Raw genomic sequence first — 17,130 nt, 5'->3', positions numbered from 1 at the left:
CGAACGACGTCCTATTGCAAGCAAGGCTTAATATCAAATGCAGTGGTCTGGTGTTTTCCCCGCCGCAACGACTCAGTTCAAACCCGACCTCTCGGTCGATCTCGAAGCGACGCAGGGCGTGCTCGACGCCCTGGTGCGTGACGGGGTGCATGGCCTGGTGGTCATGGGCACCTGTGGCGAGAACAACTCGCTGGAGCCGGACGAGAAACTACGCGTGCTCGGGGCGGCTGTGGAGATCGTCGCCGGACGGGTGCCGATCATTGTCGGCGTGTCGGAAATGACCACCCCGCGCGCTGCCAATTTTGCCCGCGAAGCCGCCCGAATTGGCGCGAACGCGCTCATGGTGCTGCCGGCGATGGTCTATGTGCCCAAGCCGAACGAGCTCGAGGCGCATTTCCGCACGGTGGCGGCGGCGTCCGAGCTGCCGATCATGCTCTACAACAACCCGACCGCCTATCGGGTGAACATCACCAACGACGTGCTGGCCCGCCTCGCCGACGTCGAGACCATCGTCGCGATCAAGGAGAGTGCGTCCGACACGCGACGCTTCACCGATCTGCGCAATGCGTTCGGCGATCGCTTCGTGCTGATGGCCGGCCTCGACGACGTCGCCCTGGAAGGGCTCATGCTCGGTGCCGTCGGCTGGGTCTCGGGCCTGACCAGCGCCTTCCCGCGCGAGTCCGTGGCACTGGTCGAGGCCGTGCAGCGCGGCGACCTCGCCGCCGCCCTGCGGATCTATCGCTGGTTCATGCCGCTGCTGCATCTCGATGCGGAACATGACCTGGTGCAGTCGATCAAGCTTGCCGAGCAGGTCATGGGCCGTGGCAGCGAGCGCGTCCGCGCGCCACGCCTGCCGCTCGAGGGCGAACGCCGGGCGGAGGTCATCGCCATGGTCGAGGCGGCGGCGGCAACCCGGCCGGACCTGTCGGCCTCCTGATCGCCCCGGTGCCATAAGACAAGGATCCGGGGCAGGATAGGCTCGCCTGTCGGGTGCCATCCCACCCCGGGCGCTTATCGAGGACAGCATGCGGCATACCTTCTTCTGCATCGACGGCCATACCGCCGGTAACCCGGTCCGGCTGGTGGCGGGCGGTGCGCCGCTGCTGCGCGGCGCCTCGATGAGCGAGCGACGCCAGGACTTCATGGCGCGGTTCGACTGGATCCGCACCGGACTGTGCTTCGAGCCGCGTGGCCACGACATGATGTCCGGCGGCTTCCTGTATCCGCCGACCCGCGAGGACACCGACGCCGGCATCCTGTTCATCGAGACCAGCGGCTGCCTGCCGATGTGCGGTCACGGCACCATCGGAATGGTCACCTTCGCCCTGGAACATGGCCTGGTGCAGCCACGCGAGCCGGGCCGCCTGCTGCTGGAAGTACCGGCGGGGCTGATCTCGGTCAGCTACCGCGAGGAAGCCGGGCGGGTGGTTTCGGTGACGATCCGCAACGTGCCGTCCTATGTCGCCGCAACCGGCATTTCGATCGACGTGCCCGGGTTGGGGCCGTTGACGGTTGATGTCGCCTATGGCGGGAATTTCTACGCCATCGTCGAGCCCCAGGGAGCCTACCCGGGTGCGTATACGGGGCTCGATGCCATGGGGGCCGAACGGCTGCTGTCGCTGAGCCCGCTGGTCCGTGCCCTGGTGCGCGAGAAGCTGACGCCGGTGCATCCGCTCGATCCCACCATCTCGGGCGTCAGCCACGTGCTGTGGGCCGACCCCTGGATCGACGGTGATGATATCGCACACGGGCGCAACGCGGTGTTCTACGGGGACAAGGCCATCGACCGGAGCCCGTGCGGCACCGGCACGTCGGCCAGGCTGGCACATCTCTGGAGCCAGGGCCGGTTACCGGTCGGCAAGCCGTTCCACCACGAGAGCTACATCCACAGCCGCTTCATCGGCACTGTCGCCGAGGAAACCGAGATCGGCGGCCAGAAGGCGATCGTGCCGCTGATCGAAGGCTCCGCGGTGGCGACCGGCTTCAACACCATCTGGATCGATCGCGACGACCTGTTCTGGCGCGGCTTCCAGGTCGTATAATGGCCTCCACCGCGAACGCGCCCGGAGCGACGATCATCATCCCCACCAGAACCGTACCGGCTTCGTTCAAGCCGATCGAGGTTCGAACCCTCGCCGATCGCGTGTACGACGTCGTGCGTGACCGCATCCTGTCGGGCGACATGGCCGGGGGCGAGCCGATTCGCCAGGATGCCATCGCCGGCGAACTCGGCATCAGCAAGATCCCGCTGCGCGAGGCCCTGACCCGCCTGGAACAGTTCGGGCTGGTCACCTCCTACGCCAATCGCGGCTACGTGGTGTCCTCGCTGTCGGCCGAGGAAGCGGAGGAAGTTTTCGCCCTGCGTCTCAAGCTGGAGCCGGATGCGATGGTACGCGGCAGCCAGTGCGCGCTGGTATCGGATCACGATGCCGCCAAGGCAGCGTTGAAAATGCTGAACGCCAAGGTGGACGCAGGAAGCCCTGACCAGGGCATCGAGAACCGCATCTTCCACATGGCGCTGATCCAGCCGGGTGCCGGCCGGATTACCTACGCTTTGATCGAGCGCCTGAACATGATCGTCGACCGTTACGTCCGGCTGCATCTGCGTCCGGACGGACGCAACAGCCGGGCCAATGCGGAGCACAGCGAAATTCTCGATTGCTGGATCAGGCGCGACCTGCGCCGGCTGGATCAACTTGTCAAAGGGCACATTCGCGAGACCCTTGTTGATCTGCGCCTTCAGCTTCGATGAACAAGGCAGACTAAGGCTCGCTCTGGTTGGATCGCCCTCGAGGCACGCGGTTGCCACTTGCCTGCTTCGGGCCGGACGGCGAATAGGCCGCCAGTGTTACGCGTGAGAAAGTCTTTAAGAAAAGCCGCAAGCGGCGAAATTGACCGGCCCCGTGGGTGAACACCGAAGAGCTGCTCACGGCATTGATGATAAAGAATGCAAGATCCTCAGGCAGGGCATCGTCGCGCACCTCGCCTCGTCGCCAGGCACAGTCGATTGCCGAACGAATGCCGTCGTGAACGGCGTCCGTGAAAGACGCCAGGCTAGTACGAGCCGCCCCGGGGATGCTCCCAAATGTAAAGATGGCATATCCTTGCAGCGACGATGTAGTTTTTGACTACTTCGTCGGCCAGGCCCTGCCTGTTGCCGAAATGATATTAAATGCTGATTGTCGTGATCCCGAGATGCTCGGCAATCTCACCAAAAGGGGCCTCGTTGGTTTCATAGTGCTATGATACAGCCATGGGGCAACGGGCGGGCGGAGGGCCAGTAGGGCCGCTCCGACCGTTCTTCCCGCAACTACAACCGAAATACCCGTGACGTCAGTATGGCGAGTCGGCGTGGTAATATTCGGCCGCATTCGATTGGGTGATCAACGGCGACCGCACGATGAAGCTTCCCCGGACCGGCAAGCCGGTCTCGAACTTGAGAGCCGTCAGCGCGATCGCCGTGCCGATCATCCCTGGATCATAACCAACATCGATCGGTACCAGCTTGCTGCCGTCCATCACCTGCTTGATGGTCTGCTTCATGCCGGCTCCGCCCACGACCCACATCTCACCGGTGCGGTGAGCCTGCTTGATTGCCTCGATCGCGCCGATCGCGGTGTCGTCGTCCTGTGTCCACACGGCATCGATCTTGGGAAAGCGGGAGAGAAAGTCCTGCATCACCTTGAACCCGTCATCCCGGTTCCAGTTCGCGAACTTGCTGGCCAGCACCTTGATCTTGCTGCCGGCGATCGCCTGATTGAATGCATCCACCCGCTCCTTGTCGATCGGGATCGGCAGGCCGCGCAGCACGACGATGTTGCCGCCGTCGGGGAAGCGTGACAGGAAATATTCGCCTGTCGTTCGGCCAAGACCAGGATTGTCTCCGGCAACATACAGATCCTCGATCCCGGGCCGTGACAGCTTGCGGTCAACGACCGTGACGAACTTGCCGGCCTTCTTCACTCGTAGAATGGGGGATGTCAGGGCGTCCGGGTCGCCGGGGAGAATCACCAGGGCGTCGATGTTGCGGGTGGCGAGCATATCCTCGAGGTCGGATGCCTGCTTGCCCGGATCTCCGGCAGTCGCCAGCACGAACTTGAGGTTGGGATAGGTCTTGCCAAGCGACGCGATGGTCTGCTGCGCAAAATAATCCACTCCGCCGGTCCAGCCATGATCGGCGGAGGGCACGGAGACGCCGATGGTATAGGTCTTCTCCTGCGCGAACGCCTGCACGTTGACGCCGGTCAGCGCTGTCACGCAGGCAACAGCCGCGATAAACTGTCGAAGACGCATGATTGAATTCTCCCTGTGATGATGAGCCCTTCGGGCTTCTTCTGCCTACTGGTTCTTGCCCCGGCTACGTTGTAGCAGGACCGCCAGAATGATGATGACGCCCTGGAAGGCGCCGTTGAGATAGGGGCTGACGACGTTCGTGAGGTTGAGGATGTTGTCGATCAAACTCAGGATCACGACCCCGATGACCGTCCCCCAGACCCGGCCGTAGCCGCCGCGTAGCGTGGTGCCGCCGATGATGACCGCTGCGATCGCCTCCAGCTCCCACAACACACCGGTCGTGCTGGAGGCTGAACCCAGACGCGGCACGTAGAGCAGAGTGGCTACAGCCACCAGAACGCCCTGCAGCACGTAGGTCAGCAGCCGCACGCGGTCGACATGGATGGCGGAGTAGCGAGCAACCTGCTCGTTCGAGCCGATTGCCGAGCAATGGCGTCCGAACGGCGTGCGACGCATGGCGACCTCGCCCAGGATCGCCACGACTGCAAACACGATGACCGGCACCGGGATTCCGGCGACCGCGCCATAATAGACGGCGCGATAGGCTTCCGACACATCGAAGTTGAGCGACAGCGTACCGCCATTGGCGAGAAAGGTGATCAGCGAGCGGAAGACGCCCATGGTCCCGAGCGTGACAATGAAGGCCTCGATCCGCCCGCGCGTCACGAGGAGCCCGTTGCCGACACCGGACAGAGCGCCGAGTGCCAGGCCCGTCCCCATGCCGATGACGATCACATGCCAGCCGACCCCGAATTGCGGCACCAACGCATTGATCACCATGATCATCACGCCGGCGAGGAAAGCCGCCATCGAGCCTACCGAAAGGTCGAGGCCGCCCGAGGTGATCACGAACGTCGCACCCACCGCGATGATGCCGGTGAAGGACGATCGCGCCAGTACGTTGGAGATATTCTCGACACTCAGAAAATGGCTGTTGAGCGAGGCGCCAAGGACGAGGAGCAGGATCAGCGCCAGGAGGGGGCCGAGCAGATGAAGGTTGAGCCTGAAGCGATGCGGCGGGGGCGCCGTTCCAGCTACGATGGCGTCAGCGTGAGACATGCAGTGCACCCCCGGCCTGTTGATCTGCTTTCACGCCATCCAGCCCCATCGCGTAGCGAACAATGCCATCCTCCCCGATTGCGTCACCTTGAAGCTCGCCGGTGATCCGGCCCAGGCGCATCACCATCACCCGATGGCTGAGACCGATGACCTCGCCCATCTCCGACGAGATCACGATGACGCTCGTGCCGGCGGCTGCAAGCCGCTGGATGAAGCCGTAGATCTGCTGCTTGGTGCCGATGTCGATGCCGCGCGTCGGCTCGTCGATGATGACGATCTCCGGCTCGATCAGCATGGTTTTCGCCAGAAGAAGCTTCTGCTGGTTTCCACCCGAGAGATTACCGACGGCGACCGTCCGGCTTGGTGCGCGAATATCGAATTCCCGGATCGCGAGGTCCAGCGCGCGATCTTCCGCAGCTTCATCGATCAGGATGCCCGCGAAACGGTTGAGTGCCAGGAGCGTGAGGTTCGGTCGCATCAAATTCCGCAGCAGCAATCCGCGGCCTTTGCGATCCTCGGTGAGATAGGCAAGCCGCAGCCGTGCCGCGTCGGACGGGCTGCGGATATGGACGGGCTTGCCCATCACCCGTACCCGGCCCGCAGCCGGGCGCAGACCCATCAGCCCCTCCATGAGTTCGGTCCGGCCCGAGCCGACGAGCCCCGCAAATCCGAGGATCTCGCCACGTCGCAGATGGAAGCTGGCGCCGGTCACGTATCCCGGAACCGACAACTCCTCGACTTCCAGCACCAGGTCGGCGCCGGGCGCCGGGACCTTCGGCGGGAACAGCTTGGAAAGATCGCGACCCACCATGTAGCGCGCCATGTCGCTCTCGGTGAAAGTCTCCGCAGCCGCAGTAATAACGTGTCGGCCATCCCGCAGCACCGTGATGGTGTCCGAGATCTCGCTTACCTCGTCGAGCTTGTGCGAGGTATACAGAATTGCGACCCCCTGCGCCTTCAGGCGCGCAATCTGGCGGAACAGCACACGGGATTCCTTGGGCGTCAGTACGGCCGTCGGTTCGTCCAGGATCAGCACGCGTGCGTCGCGCGCCAGCGCCTTGGCGATCTCCACCATTTGCTTGTCGGGCACGGTAAGATCCTGGACCCGCGTTCCCGGGTCGATCGTGGTTTCCAGGGCCGCGAGCAAGGCCCGTGCGCGGGCGCGCATGGCTTTCACATCGAGCAGCATGCCGCGCCTCATCTCGCGGCCCAGGAAGATGTTCGCCTCGACGCTGAGCTGCTCGGCCAGGTTGAACTCCTGGTGGATCAGCACGATGCCGGCGTTCTCCGCTGCCTCGCTCGACGGGAACACAAGCGGCTGGTCACCGAGCATGATCTCGCCGCCATTTGGCAGCTGATAACCGGACAGGATTTTCATGAGTGTCGACTTGCCCGCACCATTCTCCCCGATCAGCGCGTGGACTTCGCCGGCGCGGAGTTCAATGGAGAGATCGAACAAGACCTGGACGGCCCCGTATCGCTTGGACAGCTTCCGGCCTTGCAGCAGGATAGCGGAGGCGTTCGTGGCCATATTACCGAAGGTCCGGTCGCTTGCGTTCGGCCGCCATAACGACGCGACTGGCCGTGAAGCGGTTTGAAGCGCGCGCACCTTCAGCGGCACTCTGTCCGGAGCTTTCTAGAGAGAACTTCCACTCAACAACTGCCCGTAAAGAGTAGTTGTTTTCGAGGACCTGGAATAACTGTAAAGAGGAATTGCCTCGCTTTCTCGATGGCTTGTGACCGACACGAGCTGGCCATCGACAGGTCGTTCTGAAGTCATCGAACGCTACATCGTCGCCAGCGAGCTGGGCGCGGAGGGTTTTGGGGCCTCTTGTTGTCGGCATGGATGTCCTCCCGAGACTTCCAAACGATCAGATGACTGCAATTACTACAAGTACCGCTGATCCCGAATTCCGGGTCTCTTTGACAGACGACTAGCACAGTCTGCCAACCCTTTGAAGGGCGCACCTCAAAGAAAGACCTTCCACCGGTCGATGGTATTTGCCGGGAGGGATTCCCTCGGGTGACGGTAGAGATCCGAATGCGCTCCTGGCCAGCGACGACATCTCGCCAGCCGCCTCTGTTGGAAAGATCCTTGCCGCGGACCTGCAGTCCGTGGGTTCGCCTCCGGCGACGATGTACTTGAGTAAGGGCATACGCCGCCCGGACTCTGGACAAGGGCCGGATGGCCCAATGCCTACTATCGGACCGAAGTCGGAAGGGCAGCAGTTATTCAAAGCAGAATTAGTTGGCCATCTTCATGACCGACTTGAAACATGCCTTGAACACCAGCCACTCCGCAGCGCCTGACTATGCTGAAAACGCAGCGCGTGACCAAGCTGGTGATCGGTTTGTTCGCCGCGTCGGTAAGGATGGCAACATTGGGAAGTCGACCCGGTTGACCACGATGAACACGCCGACGCCCTTGCCCTGCGCGAACGCCGTGTAGCTCATGAACCCTGCTCCGCCACCAATTATGCTGAGCGGAGCCAGCTGCGCACCGTGTGCCACCAGCATGACGCACGGGAGCGGGCCGCCGAGGAAAGCGTGTAGCCCGGCAGCCAGGCCCGACGATCCGTCTGCGTCGGCCATGTGCGAGGGTTGTATCCGTCCGGCGCACCGGGCATCTCACGCGGCGGAGCGGCCGAGTGGGTGTCACCCCGCACGACGACGATAACCATGCCGGGCGCACTGGACTCTGAAGGCCACGGTTCCGGCAAGGTCGGACGCATCAACAAGCAGCGGATCGTCCGCCGCGGCTGCGGTCGTTACTGCTACCAGTAGGAGGGCAACGGCAAGGAGCATAGCTCGCCTGACCAGGCCGCCGTTATACGTTGAGCCGAATGCGAGATGCCAAGCTCGTCTGAATATTCTGGGCTCTTCATGGAGCAGTCAATGGCGCTCACGGCGAATGCGGGCTGAGCAGCCGTGATATCGATGTGTTTGTCGTACTGCAAAAAGACCGTCTTTCGTGTTCTCGCGACGTCGTTCTGATTGTTCTTTTGAGCGAGAGCGAAGATTGTGCGTTACGTGCTTGAAGGGCTCGCTTAGCCGGACGAACTTCATCCAAGAGCGTGTTGCGATGTCGGCTGACACTGGCCCTCGATATCCACAGGCCGTTCTGGGTCGTGGTAGATGGAATGGCCATGATCTGCGCGACCTTGTGCGACATAATATCGTCAAAGGCCTTCGCCGATGATGGAGGGCTCGGGGGAACGGCCTTCAACCACGCTCCGTTGTGGCTAGGGCTGTGGTGAGGGACTTTATCTGGGCCGTCCGGCTGCGCAGGTCCCACCTTTATGGACTGAAATTTCCATTCAGCGGATCATCGCATACTTGCTTATAATTTGACTGAACGCGCGGAAGCGATATCAGCGAATGGCAAAAGCCAGGATCGAGCCGTTCGTTCAGCCATGTCGATTTCCTATCGGTCCGGCGCGACCGCGATCGGTAGCTCCCGATCGGGCCGACCACAGGTTCCGGAAGACAAGCACTTGCTTTGGCCGAAGTGGCCGGTGCCTGTCCCCTGTCTCTCGGCAACGACAGCGTTCGCCAGCCGGCATCCAATAGCTGCCAGCCCGCGATCGGCCATGCCTCGGGTAGGCCCCTTTCCGGCGGCTTCCACCATACCCCTTGAGGTCGTCCAAGAATTTAGATAGTGCTTCGAAATAACAAGGTTGACCGGGGACGCAATGCGCAGACGGATGTGGCAGATATCTGAACGGCAACCGGATCAAGACACAAGCAGTGGGTCCCATGCATGCTGGGACTACGGCGCGCTCCTGATGCTGTTACGTGCCAAATCCCACGTCAGGCCAGATGCCGAATTCAACGTGATCGCCCCTCCGGAAGCGGACATCGACCATGTCATGGCGCTGCGTCGCCGTGGATGTATCGTCCGGTATGACGGGCCCCCAGTCATGACCGGAGCAACAATATGAAATGGTGGTCGGTGCTGTAATCCGCGCGCCGCGGTGCATCACGTTCCAACGGCATAAACGTCACGTGAGTGACATGGCCGCGCTGCAGCCGACCTCCTAGCCTGGTGGTATGCCTTTCGAGATGCCGACCGCCCGCGATCCCGTGCTCTCCCTATTGCAATCCGCCGCGGCGCGACTGTCGCGCTTGGATGGACACGGGCCCGGACCCCATCCCCTGGTTCAGGCAGTCGATAGTCTGGTCTCGCACGCGCAGGGCAGCACTGCCCCCCAGGGGCACGTCTCCTTACCCTCACTCACCTGTGGTCGCCTCGGACTACAACTGCTTCAGGCGCGCCTCGCCGGCGACATGGAGCAGGTACAGACCCTGAACGACCGACTGGCCTTCTCCGCCTGCGATCCACGCTGGGCCGAGACGCTGATCGATTACGCAGCCACGCTCCAGCCCGACGGACAGCCTCGCGCCATCCCCTATATCCGGCATGCCGCCCTCTCCGACTTCGTCGTCGCGGCAGCGACGCCGTCGCTACGGATCGGCCTGATCTCGGACTGGGGAACCGGCACCGCGTCGGCACACACGGTGGCCGCCCAGCTCGCCACCCACCGGCCCGACATGGTGATCCATCTGGGCGACATCTACTTCGCCGGCACCACCGAGGAATGCGAAATCAACTTCCTTGCGCCGTTGCGTGCCGTGCTGCCCGGGACGCGCCTTTTCAGCCTATGCGGCAATCACGACGTGTATAGCGGGGGCGACGGCTATTACGGGCTCTTGCAGCGGATCGGTCAGCCGGCGAGCTACTTCTGTCTGCGCAGTCCCGACCTGTCCTGGCAGATCCTGGCCGCCGACACCGGGCTGCACGATCGCGATCCGTTCGACGAGGCCGGCTCGGTCACCCGGCTCGAGCCCGCCGAGCAGGCCTGGCACGCGGACAAGCTGCGCGCCTTCCCCGGCCGCACCGTTTTCCTGAGCCATCATCAACCATTCTCGGCATTCTCCCGGATCGGGCGTGCAGCCGACCATGATCCAACCAATCCGAACCTGATGGCGACCCACGCTATCCTGGCTGGCTCCGGCCGGATCGACGCCTGGTTCTGGGGTCACGAGCATGCGCTGCGGCTCTATGCTCCCTATCGTGGCGTGGCAGCCGGCCGCAATATCGGCAACGGCGCCATCCCGGTGGCAGCCGCCGACGACCTGTCCCTGGCCGGCCTGGTGGATCCGCCGACCCTCGGCGCCCGGCCGCCGATCGATCTGGTGGATGGAGCCTATGCGCACGGCTTCGCCCTGCTCGACCTGTCACCGGACGGGATCGAGGCCTCCTACTGGATCGCCAGCCGTCCGGCCGCGCCGATCCATCGCGAGCGGCTCGGGCCGCAACCCGTGGCCGGACAAGCCCCCGGCGCCTGAGCCGGCTCAGCGCAGGATGGTGCGTCGCTTCCAGTCCAGTCGCATCTGGTCGAACAGCTTGGGCGCATGGTCCCAGGCCTCCTGCGGTCGCGGCACGGTGTAGGCCTGCACCAGGAGCTCGGTGGGTGAGACCTCGAGCCGGAGGAAGCCGAAGCGGTCGTCGTAGTAGCTCTCCAGCGTCACGCCCGGCTGTTCGGGAACGGCGTAGGGCGTGACCAGCGGCTGGTTGTTCACCTTCGCCACCTTGTGGAGGTTATGATAGCCGCCCTGGCCGGCCACAAAGAACGGCGTGACGCCCTTGCCGTCCGTGTCGGCGACGGTGAAGCGCTGGTAGTTATGCACATGTGCCGTGAACACCGCGTCCGGGCGCCGCTTCGAGCGCGCAATCGCGGTCTTCAGCAGGGTCGCCATCGCCTTGCTGCCGGAATGCTCGGTATCGAGCGAATACAGCGGATGATGGAGTGCCACGATCAGCAAACGGTCCTTCGGCGCCGCCGCCAGCTCGGATGCGAACCAGTCCGCCTGGTCCGGCTCCACCACTCCGCCCTCGGGAACATTTGTGTATAGTCCGATGATGGTTGCGAACGGGCTTTCGAGCGTCCAGTAGACGTTGGGCTGTATCATCGCGGTACGCGGCGATTCGCCTGCATCGACCGAGCGTACTCCCGGCTTGGGCGCGCAGAAGTTGCGCACGAAGGTCGCCAGCGAGGGCAACGGATTGGTGCGTGTACCGTCGTCGAACACGTCGGCATCGTGGTTGCCGGGGATGGCCAGGATCGGCAATGGGTAGTGCGCGTACGGCTCGTAGAATTGCGGCACGTATTCCTGTGCCTGGCCATCGAAATAGATCACGTCGCCTAGATGGAAGAAGAAGGCCGGCTTGCCGAATTGCCCCGCCACGCCGGCATCGTGTTCGAGCCCCTGCGCCACCAGGAGCTGCGGCTTCGGGTCTTTCACGCCCCCGGTGTCGCCGACCATGTGGAACGCCATTCCGCCAACCTTTTCGGCTGCCTGCACCGCGTGCGGCACGATGTCGGCAAGGTTGAGCCGGAACGGTGCAGCCCCGGTCGGCGCAGGCAATGGCTGTAATGGGCTGCCAGCATAGAGCGGCGCCTGCGTCGCATGCGGTGGCTCTATCGCCGGTCGGGGTTGACCGAAGCGATGATCGGAGGAGCGTGTCATGCCACAAAGTGTAGATTGCCGACCGCTCCGATTGCGTGAACTTTTCAAGAGCACAGCAGGCGGGGCTGGATATGAGAACCGGCCATGCGGGGCCGGGACATGACCGTCCTGATCCGGTCCTGGTGGCCATGGCCTATAAAGGACTGGATGCGCTGGACGACGCGGTGGTAGCCGTTTGACCCATATCCGCTCGCGCCTCGCTGAAGCAGATGAGAGCACCCTGCCGCGCTTGCACTGCAACGCGCATTTGATCTCGGACAAGGTCGCCCCAAGGTGGGATCGGCATGGCGAGCTCCGGGCTCGCGACAATGACTCAAGCCATGCCGACTTCACGGCTCCCTGGCAGGTCAGTCTCACTGAGACCCCTTATCTGGCGGTCAAGTTGTGAATTCCCAATCTCTGAACCGCTTATCAGGCCTCGATTTGGTTGTAGATTAGACCCTTCTCCTGCGGATGTGAGACGTTGCTGCTGTCGTCTATCGCCATGACCAGGCCTCGATGCCAAGATTGCATCGAGCGTAAGGTATCCGCCTCCGCGTCTCGGGGCTTGTGTTTACGACTTCGGCTCATCGGCAAAGCTTGCGGCGTGATCCAGGGCAACTGACCCTAGCCATCGGATAACGTCGCCAAAGATTCATAAATGTCGGCCGAAGGGATAGGCGCTTCTTCTCACCCGGAACGCCATCCGGTCAAGATGAACCTGTATTTAAAGAAATGGTCAATCACGCCCGTCCCGGGTGCAATGAGCACTTTGCCCACTATTGTTGCCGCACGAGCGCATGCTAGATACGGTTCAATCTCTTCAGACCTTTCGGTACATGTGCTTTGGAAAATAGATCCATGGATTTCAGACAAGAGGCAGGCGCCGCTGATCGTATCGGTCTTCTGATCGTTGGCGTTGGTGGAGCGGTTGCGTCGACCGTGGCGGCCGGACTTGAACATATCCGGCAGGGATCGGCCGATCGCATCGGATTGCCGCTTGCCCAGTTCGACAATGCCGGCCTCGTGCCTTACGACCATATCGAGATCGCGGGTTGGGATCTGAACCCGGCCAATCTGGCTGATGCTGCGGCCCATCATGGGGTTCTCCCACAGTCGATGCTGTCCAGCCTCAACGATAGGCTAGCTGGCGTTACCCCGTGGGCAGCGACCATCAACACGAACTTCTGTCATAATGTCGATGGCAGCAATCGTATCAAGGCGAATTCCCATCTCGGGTCGATCGAACAGATCCGCCAGGACATCAGGGGCTTCTCCGCGCGAACCGGTATCAAGCGTCTCGTCGTCGTAAACCTCGCCTCCGTCGAGAGCTGGCCCGAAGACACCGCGGCCTTTGCGACGGTCGAGCGCTTCGAGCAGGCCTTGATAGACAATCATCCTTCGATCAGTCCTGCGATGCTCTACGCCTATGCCGCCATCAGGGAAGGCATCCCTTACGGTAACTTCACGCCCAGCCTCGGCGCCGACATCCCGGCCCTGACCGCACTTGCCAAGGAGCTCGGGGTTCCGGTGGCAGGCAAGGATGGCAAAACCGGCCAGACCCTGATCAAGACCGTCCTGGCCCCGGCGTTCCGCGACCGTGCGCTTCATGTCGATGGCTGGTTCTCGACCAACATCCTGGGCAACAACGACGGCTTCGCCCTCGACCATTCGGGAAGCCTCGCTTCCAAGCTGCAGACCAAGGGATCGGTCCTCGACGACATCCTGGGCTACAAGGTCGAGGACCATGTCTGCCAGATCCATTATTACCGCCCCCGTGGCGACGACAAGGAAGCCTGGGACAATATCGACATCTCCGGCTTCCTCGGCCAGCGCATGCAGATCAAGGTGAACTTTCTCTGCAAGGACTCGGTTCTGGCAGCGCCTCTCGTCATCGAGATCGCACGGTGTCTCGATCTGGCGCGGCGTCGGGGCGCAGGAGGTGCCCAGATGCAGATGGGGCTGTTTTTCAAATCTCCCATGACGGTCGATGCCGTTCCCCCGGAGCATGATTTTTTCAGGCAGCAACAAAATCTGGTGGACTGGTTGCAGCACGACGCCTGACCGGCGTCAGGGCAAGGGGGGTCCGAGCACCACACTCCCCTCCGGCCCCCTCTGGTGGACCGCGTAACCATGCGCAAGCAAGTTCTCCAGTAACGGATCGTGCTTGAGCGCTGAGTGGCCGTTCACGACGGTGAGGATGCTCGAGAACTCGAAAAGGCCAAAGGCGTGGTGACCGGCCAGCGCGTCGAACCGCGCAATCGAACCGCCCGTCAGGATGTCCTGATTGAGGTTGAACATGTCGACGGCGAACGGCTTGCCCGCCCAGAAACACAAGGAAAGGGTCTCGCATCCCACTAGCCCCGGCTGCCTGGCAAGTTGGAGAATGATGGGTTGCCATGATCGCGCCCGAGCAAACCGTCCGTCTATATCGCCCCAGGCACGCCCGATTTGCCACGGCATCATGACCAGCAAGGGGATACAGGCCAGGCCGACCACCTGCCCGGGACTTGGCAGGCGCCGCCGCACCGACGGGTCCTGCGTCGGTCTTGCGGACAATGCCAGGCCCAGGGTGAGACACAACGCGATCATCGTTTCGAAGTAGGCGTTGTAGTTTACGCCCTCGCCAAAGCGCTGTGCCAGGCTGCCAAGCAGCGAGATGACGACAAACAGCGCGGCAAGCCCGATCGGCCGATCGCCCTGCCTCCGCGCCCGATACGTCAACGTCGCGACAATCATCAACGGCAGCAGCGGAAGCAGCCGTTCGAAGGCTTTCACCGCCCGACCCAACCGGAATACCCGGTGGTGCTCGAGGATGTCCAGGAACGCTGCACCCCCATGCAGGATCTCCGTGACGATCAGCCCGAGCGACACCCAGCCGATCGCCGATATCAACCACACCCTTGCCGTGCGCGGTTGAACGAGGAAGAGCCAGATCGTGACCGCCACCGGCAAGCCGACCAGACTGTGCTTGACGAAGCCGCCGGCGGTCATCAGCAGTGCAGCCATCATGACTCGACCGACTGGATAGCGTGCCGCCCGATATTCGGTAAGGAGCATGGCAAGGGCTCCCAACATCAGCGCATGCGCGAGCCATTGCGGATCGTCCACCGCTACGTAGTCGCGATAGAACGTGCTGGTGTAGAGCAAGAGAAGAGCCGCCGCTGCCAGACCTCCTCTGACAGTGCCACCCAGGAGCCTGACACAGACTCCCAGTAAGCCCGCGGATGCTAGCAACGAAGTCAGAGCGACGATGCGGCCGGCTACGATAAGGTCGCCGACGACATAGCGGCCCAGAACACCGACAATGTAGAAGGAGAGCGGCGGATAGTTGTTGAATACGAGGCTATCTGAACCGGGATAAAGTGGCCCCAGACGGGCATCCATGGCTCGCGCACCGAAATAGGCGTTCCAACCCTCGTTGTAGCTCAGCGGTATCCTGAGCGGCATCGTCAGCACCGGGCCTGCCAGGAAAAACACGATCATTGCCGCAGCAACCAGCAACAGGATATCCGATCTTCGTAGCACGTATCCCAACCGAAGGCTCCTGAAGGCGCCCGAGCAAGAGACGGCGACGATCGTCATGCGTCAACCACCTGTGACCGATAGAGGCGATCGCCTCTATGCGGTTAAGCATGCGGCTTCCGGCCATCCCGGAAGGCCTGGGTGCATTGGAGGCATTGCGAGTTCTGCCGTTCCAGCTATGCTCGTCCGACGCTGCGTCGAGAGAACCCATTTCTGATGCGACGGACCCTCGACCTATGGCTTGCGCTGGATGCGCGCATCGTGCTTGCAATCAGCCTCCTGCTGACGGTCCCATTCTTCTTCTGCAGCATTCCGCCTCTTACGGATCTCCCCGGTCACATGGGAAGTGCTGCCGTTGCTGCCTATGCGGACGATCCCGTCTTTGCCAGCCGCATGAGCTTCGAGTGGCACCTGATCCCGAACATGGGCACCGACCTGGTCGTGGCGGCGCTGAGGCGAGTGCTCGGCCTGGTCTGGTCCTACCGGCTCGTCGCCGCGAGCATCCCGCTCTTGCTGGCGACAGGAATCATCATGGTGGCTCGCACCGTCAACCCGCGGGGCGCGGCATCGACAGCCTGGGCGCTGGTCTTCATCTACAGCTATCCGCTGAACAGCGGCTTCCTCAACTACATGCTGGGCGTGGCCCTGTCGTTGATTTGCCTCGCCTCCTGGATCCGGCTGGACGGGCACGTGCGTCTGCGCGAAGCGGGAGCCTGGATCATCATCCCGGCAGTCTTTCTCTGCCATGTCGTCGCAGGCTGCCTGCTCGTCCTGTTCATCGCGTCGAGGGAGTTGGAGCTGGCTCGATCAGACAGACGGTGGCGCTCGCTCCTGGTCCGTTGCAGGCCGCTCCTTTCGTCTTTCGTCATCATTGTGTTGTGGCGGCTTACAAGCAGATCTTTGACCGGAACGAACAGGTACAGCATCCCGGCAAAATTCAATGCGCTGGTGATGTTGCTTCGCGACCAGAACCTCCTGTTGGATATCGGCACCCTGGGTCTGGCGCTTGCCGTGTTCGTCGTGGGCTGGAAGCGTGGCGCACGCCCGAACCGCGCGGTCGTCCCGGCCCTGCTCGGTCTGATCCTGCTGTTTATCATCACGCCGGGCGTGCTCGGTGGTTCGAACTACGCGGATGAGCGTCTCCTCCCGCTCATCCCGATGCTGGCCTTCGCCGCACAGGATTGGAGCGGTGTGGACCCGCGATTGTCCAGACTGGTCGCCCTGTCCGGGCTATGTGTGCTTTTCATCCGACTGGCCGTAACCTCCGTCGGTTTCGCGTCGTACGATACGCGGTTCGCGTCCGAACTTCGTGCCCTTCAACAGCTTCCGCTGCATAGCCGGGTCATCGTCCTCGAAACCCGCGATTGCAGTGCCCTGCGCAACTGGCGAGGCAACCGACTGGACCATCTGGGAGAGCTTGCAATCGTCTTTCGGCGGAGCTGGACAAATTCGGAGTGGGATGTGGATGGGGGACACCTGTTGCAAATCCGTTATCGACCATCGCAAAGCTTCTACGACGACCCGTCCGAGTATGTCTGGCCAACCGGCTGCGGTGGGACCGCACGGAAACATCCAACCATCCAGAATGCACTCGCAGCCATTCCCTTCGATGGAATCGACTACCTTTGGCTCATCGATGCAGCGCTACCCCCCGGCTATTCCAATTCCCGGCTGACGGTGCGGTGGACCGAGGGTGGCAGTTCACTCTACGCGGTTCGGCCCCATAGCGTCGGAACCAGATAA

General features: G+C 62.4%; 11 protein-coding genes. 6 read left to right on the top strand and 5 right to left on the bottom strand.

Annotation, left to right across the window (positions count from 1 at the left end):
* Positions 1–37: 37 nt before the first annotated feature.
* The 3 genes from HN018_RS00950 to HN018_RS00940 all read left to right on the top strand — a co-directional run bounded on the left by HN018_RS00950 (position 38) and on the right by HN018_RS00940 (position 2,752).
* Positions 38–937, top strand: coding sequence for a dihydrodipicolinate synthase family protein (locus HN018_RS00950; protein WP_171832773.1), 900 nt, complete (start codon positions 38–40; stop codon positions 935–937).
* Between the two features lie 88 nt (positions 938–1,025).
* A complete protein-coding gene (locus tag HN018_RS00945; protein WP_171832772.1) occupies positions 1,026–2,042 on the top strand; it encodes a 4-hydroxyproline epimerase in 1,017 nt (338 codons plus the stop codon).
* Positions 2,042–2,752 (top strand): GntR family transcriptional regulator, encoded by a 711-nt coding sequence (locus HN018_RS00940; protein ID WP_171832771.1) that lies wholly within the window; start codon positions 2,042–2,044, stop codon positions 2,750–2,752. Before HN018_RS00945 ends, HN018_RS00940 begins: the two co-directional genes overlap by 1 nt.
* A gap of 581 nt (positions 2,753–3,333) precedes the next feature.
* Here the strand turns inward: HN018_RS00940 and HN018_RS00935 are convergent.
* Genes HN018_RS00935 through HN018_RS00925 form a run of 3 tightly spaced genes read right to left on the bottom strand, consistent with a single transcriptional unit; the run spans position 3,334 to position 6,883 of the window.
* Complete coding sequence (locus HN018_RS00935) at positions 3,334–4,293, bottom strand: substrate-binding domain-containing protein (RefSeq protein WP_171832770.1); 960 nt, start codon at positions 4,291–4,293, stop codon at positions 3,334–3,336.
* A gap of 45 nt (positions 4,294–4,338) precedes the next feature.
* Positions 4,339–5,352, bottom strand: coding sequence for an ABC transporter permease (locus HN018_RS00930; RefSeq protein WP_171832769.1), 1,014 nt, complete (start codon positions 5,350–5,352; stop codon positions 4,339–4,341).
* Positions 5,339–6,883 carry a sugar ABC transporter ATP-binding protein gene (locus HN018_RS00925; protein ID WP_171832768.1) on the bottom strand — a complete coding sequence of 515 codons (1,545 nt, stop codon included), beginning with the start codon at positions 6,881–6,883 and terminating at the stop codon, positions 5,339–5,341. Before HN018_RS00925 ends, HN018_RS00930 begins: the two co-directional genes overlap by 14 nt.
* Before the next feature lie 2,519 nt (positions 6,884–9,402).
* Between HN018_RS00925 and HN018_RS00920 the strand changes: the two genes are divergently transcribed.
* Positions 9,403–10,701 (top strand): metallophosphoesterase family protein, encoded by a 1,299-nt coding sequence (locus tag HN018_RS00920; protein WP_171832766.1) that lies wholly within the window; start codon positions 9,403–9,405, stop codon positions 10,699–10,701.
* Positions 10,702–10,707: 6 nt separating this feature from the next.
* On the opposite strand, the gene HN018_RS00915 is transcribed toward HN018_RS00920, so the two are convergent.
* Positions 10,708–11,883 carry a metallophosphoesterase family protein gene (locus tag HN018_RS00915; RefSeq protein ID WP_171832765.1) on the bottom strand — a complete coding sequence of 392 codons (1,176 nt, stop codon included), beginning with the start codon at positions 11,881–11,883 and terminating at the stop codon, positions 10,708–10,710.
* 840 nt (positions 11,884–12,723) lie between these two features.
* On the opposite strand from HN018_RS00915, the gene HN018_RS00910 reads away from it, so the two are divergent.
* On the top strand, positions 12,724–13,926 hold the full coding sequence (locus tag HN018_RS00910) for an inositol-3-phosphate synthase (RefSeq protein WP_171832764.1): 1,203 nt from the start codon (positions 12,724–12,726) through the stop codon (positions 13,924–13,926).
* A 6-nt stretch (positions 13,927–13,932) separates the two neighbouring features.
* Here HN018_RS00910 and HN018_RS00905 read toward each other — a convergent pair whose 3' ends face one another.
* The gene (locus HN018_RS00905) at positions 13,933–15,447 is read right to left on the bottom strand and encodes a hypothetical protein (protein ID WP_171832763.1); all 1,515 of its coding nucleotides are present in this window, start codon (positions 15,445–15,447) and stop codon (positions 13,933–13,935) included.
* A gap of 156 nt (positions 15,448–15,603) precedes the next feature.
* On the opposite strand from HN018_RS00905, the gene HN018_RS00900 reads away from it, so the two are divergent.
* Positions 15,604–17,130: a hypothetical protein gene (locus tag HN018_RS00900; protein ID WP_171832762.1), complete on the top strand. Its 1,527-nt coding sequence runs from the start codon at positions 15,604–15,606 to the stop codon at positions 17,128–17,130.

The sequence above is a fragment of the Lichenicola cladoniae genome, assembly GCF_013201075.1.
In the GTDB taxonomy this organism is placed as follows: Bacteria; Pseudomonadota; Alphaproteobacteria; order Acetobacterales; family Acetobacteraceae; genus Lichenicola; species Lichenicola cladoniae.
Note: the sequence above shows the minus strand (reverse complement) of the source record. Positions and strands in the feature narration are given on the sequence as shown.

Excerpts from the sequence above, each read along its gene's own strand:
- HN018_RS00950 (WP_171832773.1), top strand. The coding sequence starts at position 38 with ATGCAGTGGTCTGGTGTTTTCCCCGCCGCAACGACTCAGTTCAAACCC.
- HN018_RS00945 (WP_171832772.1), top strand. The coding sequence starts at position 1,026 with ATGCGGCATACCTTCTTCTGCATCGACGGCCATACCGCCGGTAACCCG.
- HN018_RS00940 (WP_171832771.1), top strand. The coding sequence starts at position 2,042 with ATGGCCTCCACCGCGAACGCGCCCGGAGCGACGATCATCATCCCCACC.
- HN018_RS00935 (WP_171832770.1), bottom strand. The coding sequence starts at position 4,293 with ATGCGTCTTCGACAGTTTATCGCGGCTGTTGCCTGCGTGACAGCGCTG.
- HN018_RS00930 (WP_171832769.1), bottom strand. The coding sequence starts at position 5,352 with ATGTCTCACGCTGACGCCATCGTAGCTGGAACGGCGCCCCCGCCGCAT.
- HN018_RS00925 (WP_171832768.1), bottom strand. The coding sequence starts at position 6,883 with ATGGCCACGAACGCCTCCGCTATCCTGCTGCAAGGCCGGAAGCTGTCC.
- HN018_RS00920 (WP_171832766.1), top strand. The coding sequence starts at position 9,403 with ATGCCTTTCGAGATGCCGACCGCCCGCGATCCCGTGCTCTCCCTATTG.
- HN018_RS00915 (WP_171832765.1), bottom strand. The coding sequence starts at position 11,883 with ATGACACGCTCCTCCGATCATCGCTTCGGTCAACCCCGACCGGCGATA.
- HN018_RS00910 (WP_171832764.1), top strand. The coding sequence starts at position 12,724 with ATGGATTTCAGACAAGAGGCAGGCGCCGCTGATCGTATCGGTCTTCTG.
- HN018_RS00905 (WP_171832763.1), bottom strand. The coding sequence starts at position 15,447 with ATGACGATCGTCGCCGTCTCTTGCTCGGGCGCCTTCAGGAGCCTTCGG.
- HN018_RS00900 (WP_171832762.1), top strand. The coding sequence starts at position 15,604 with ATGCGACGGACCCTCGACCTATGGCTTGCGCTGGATGCGCGCATCGTG.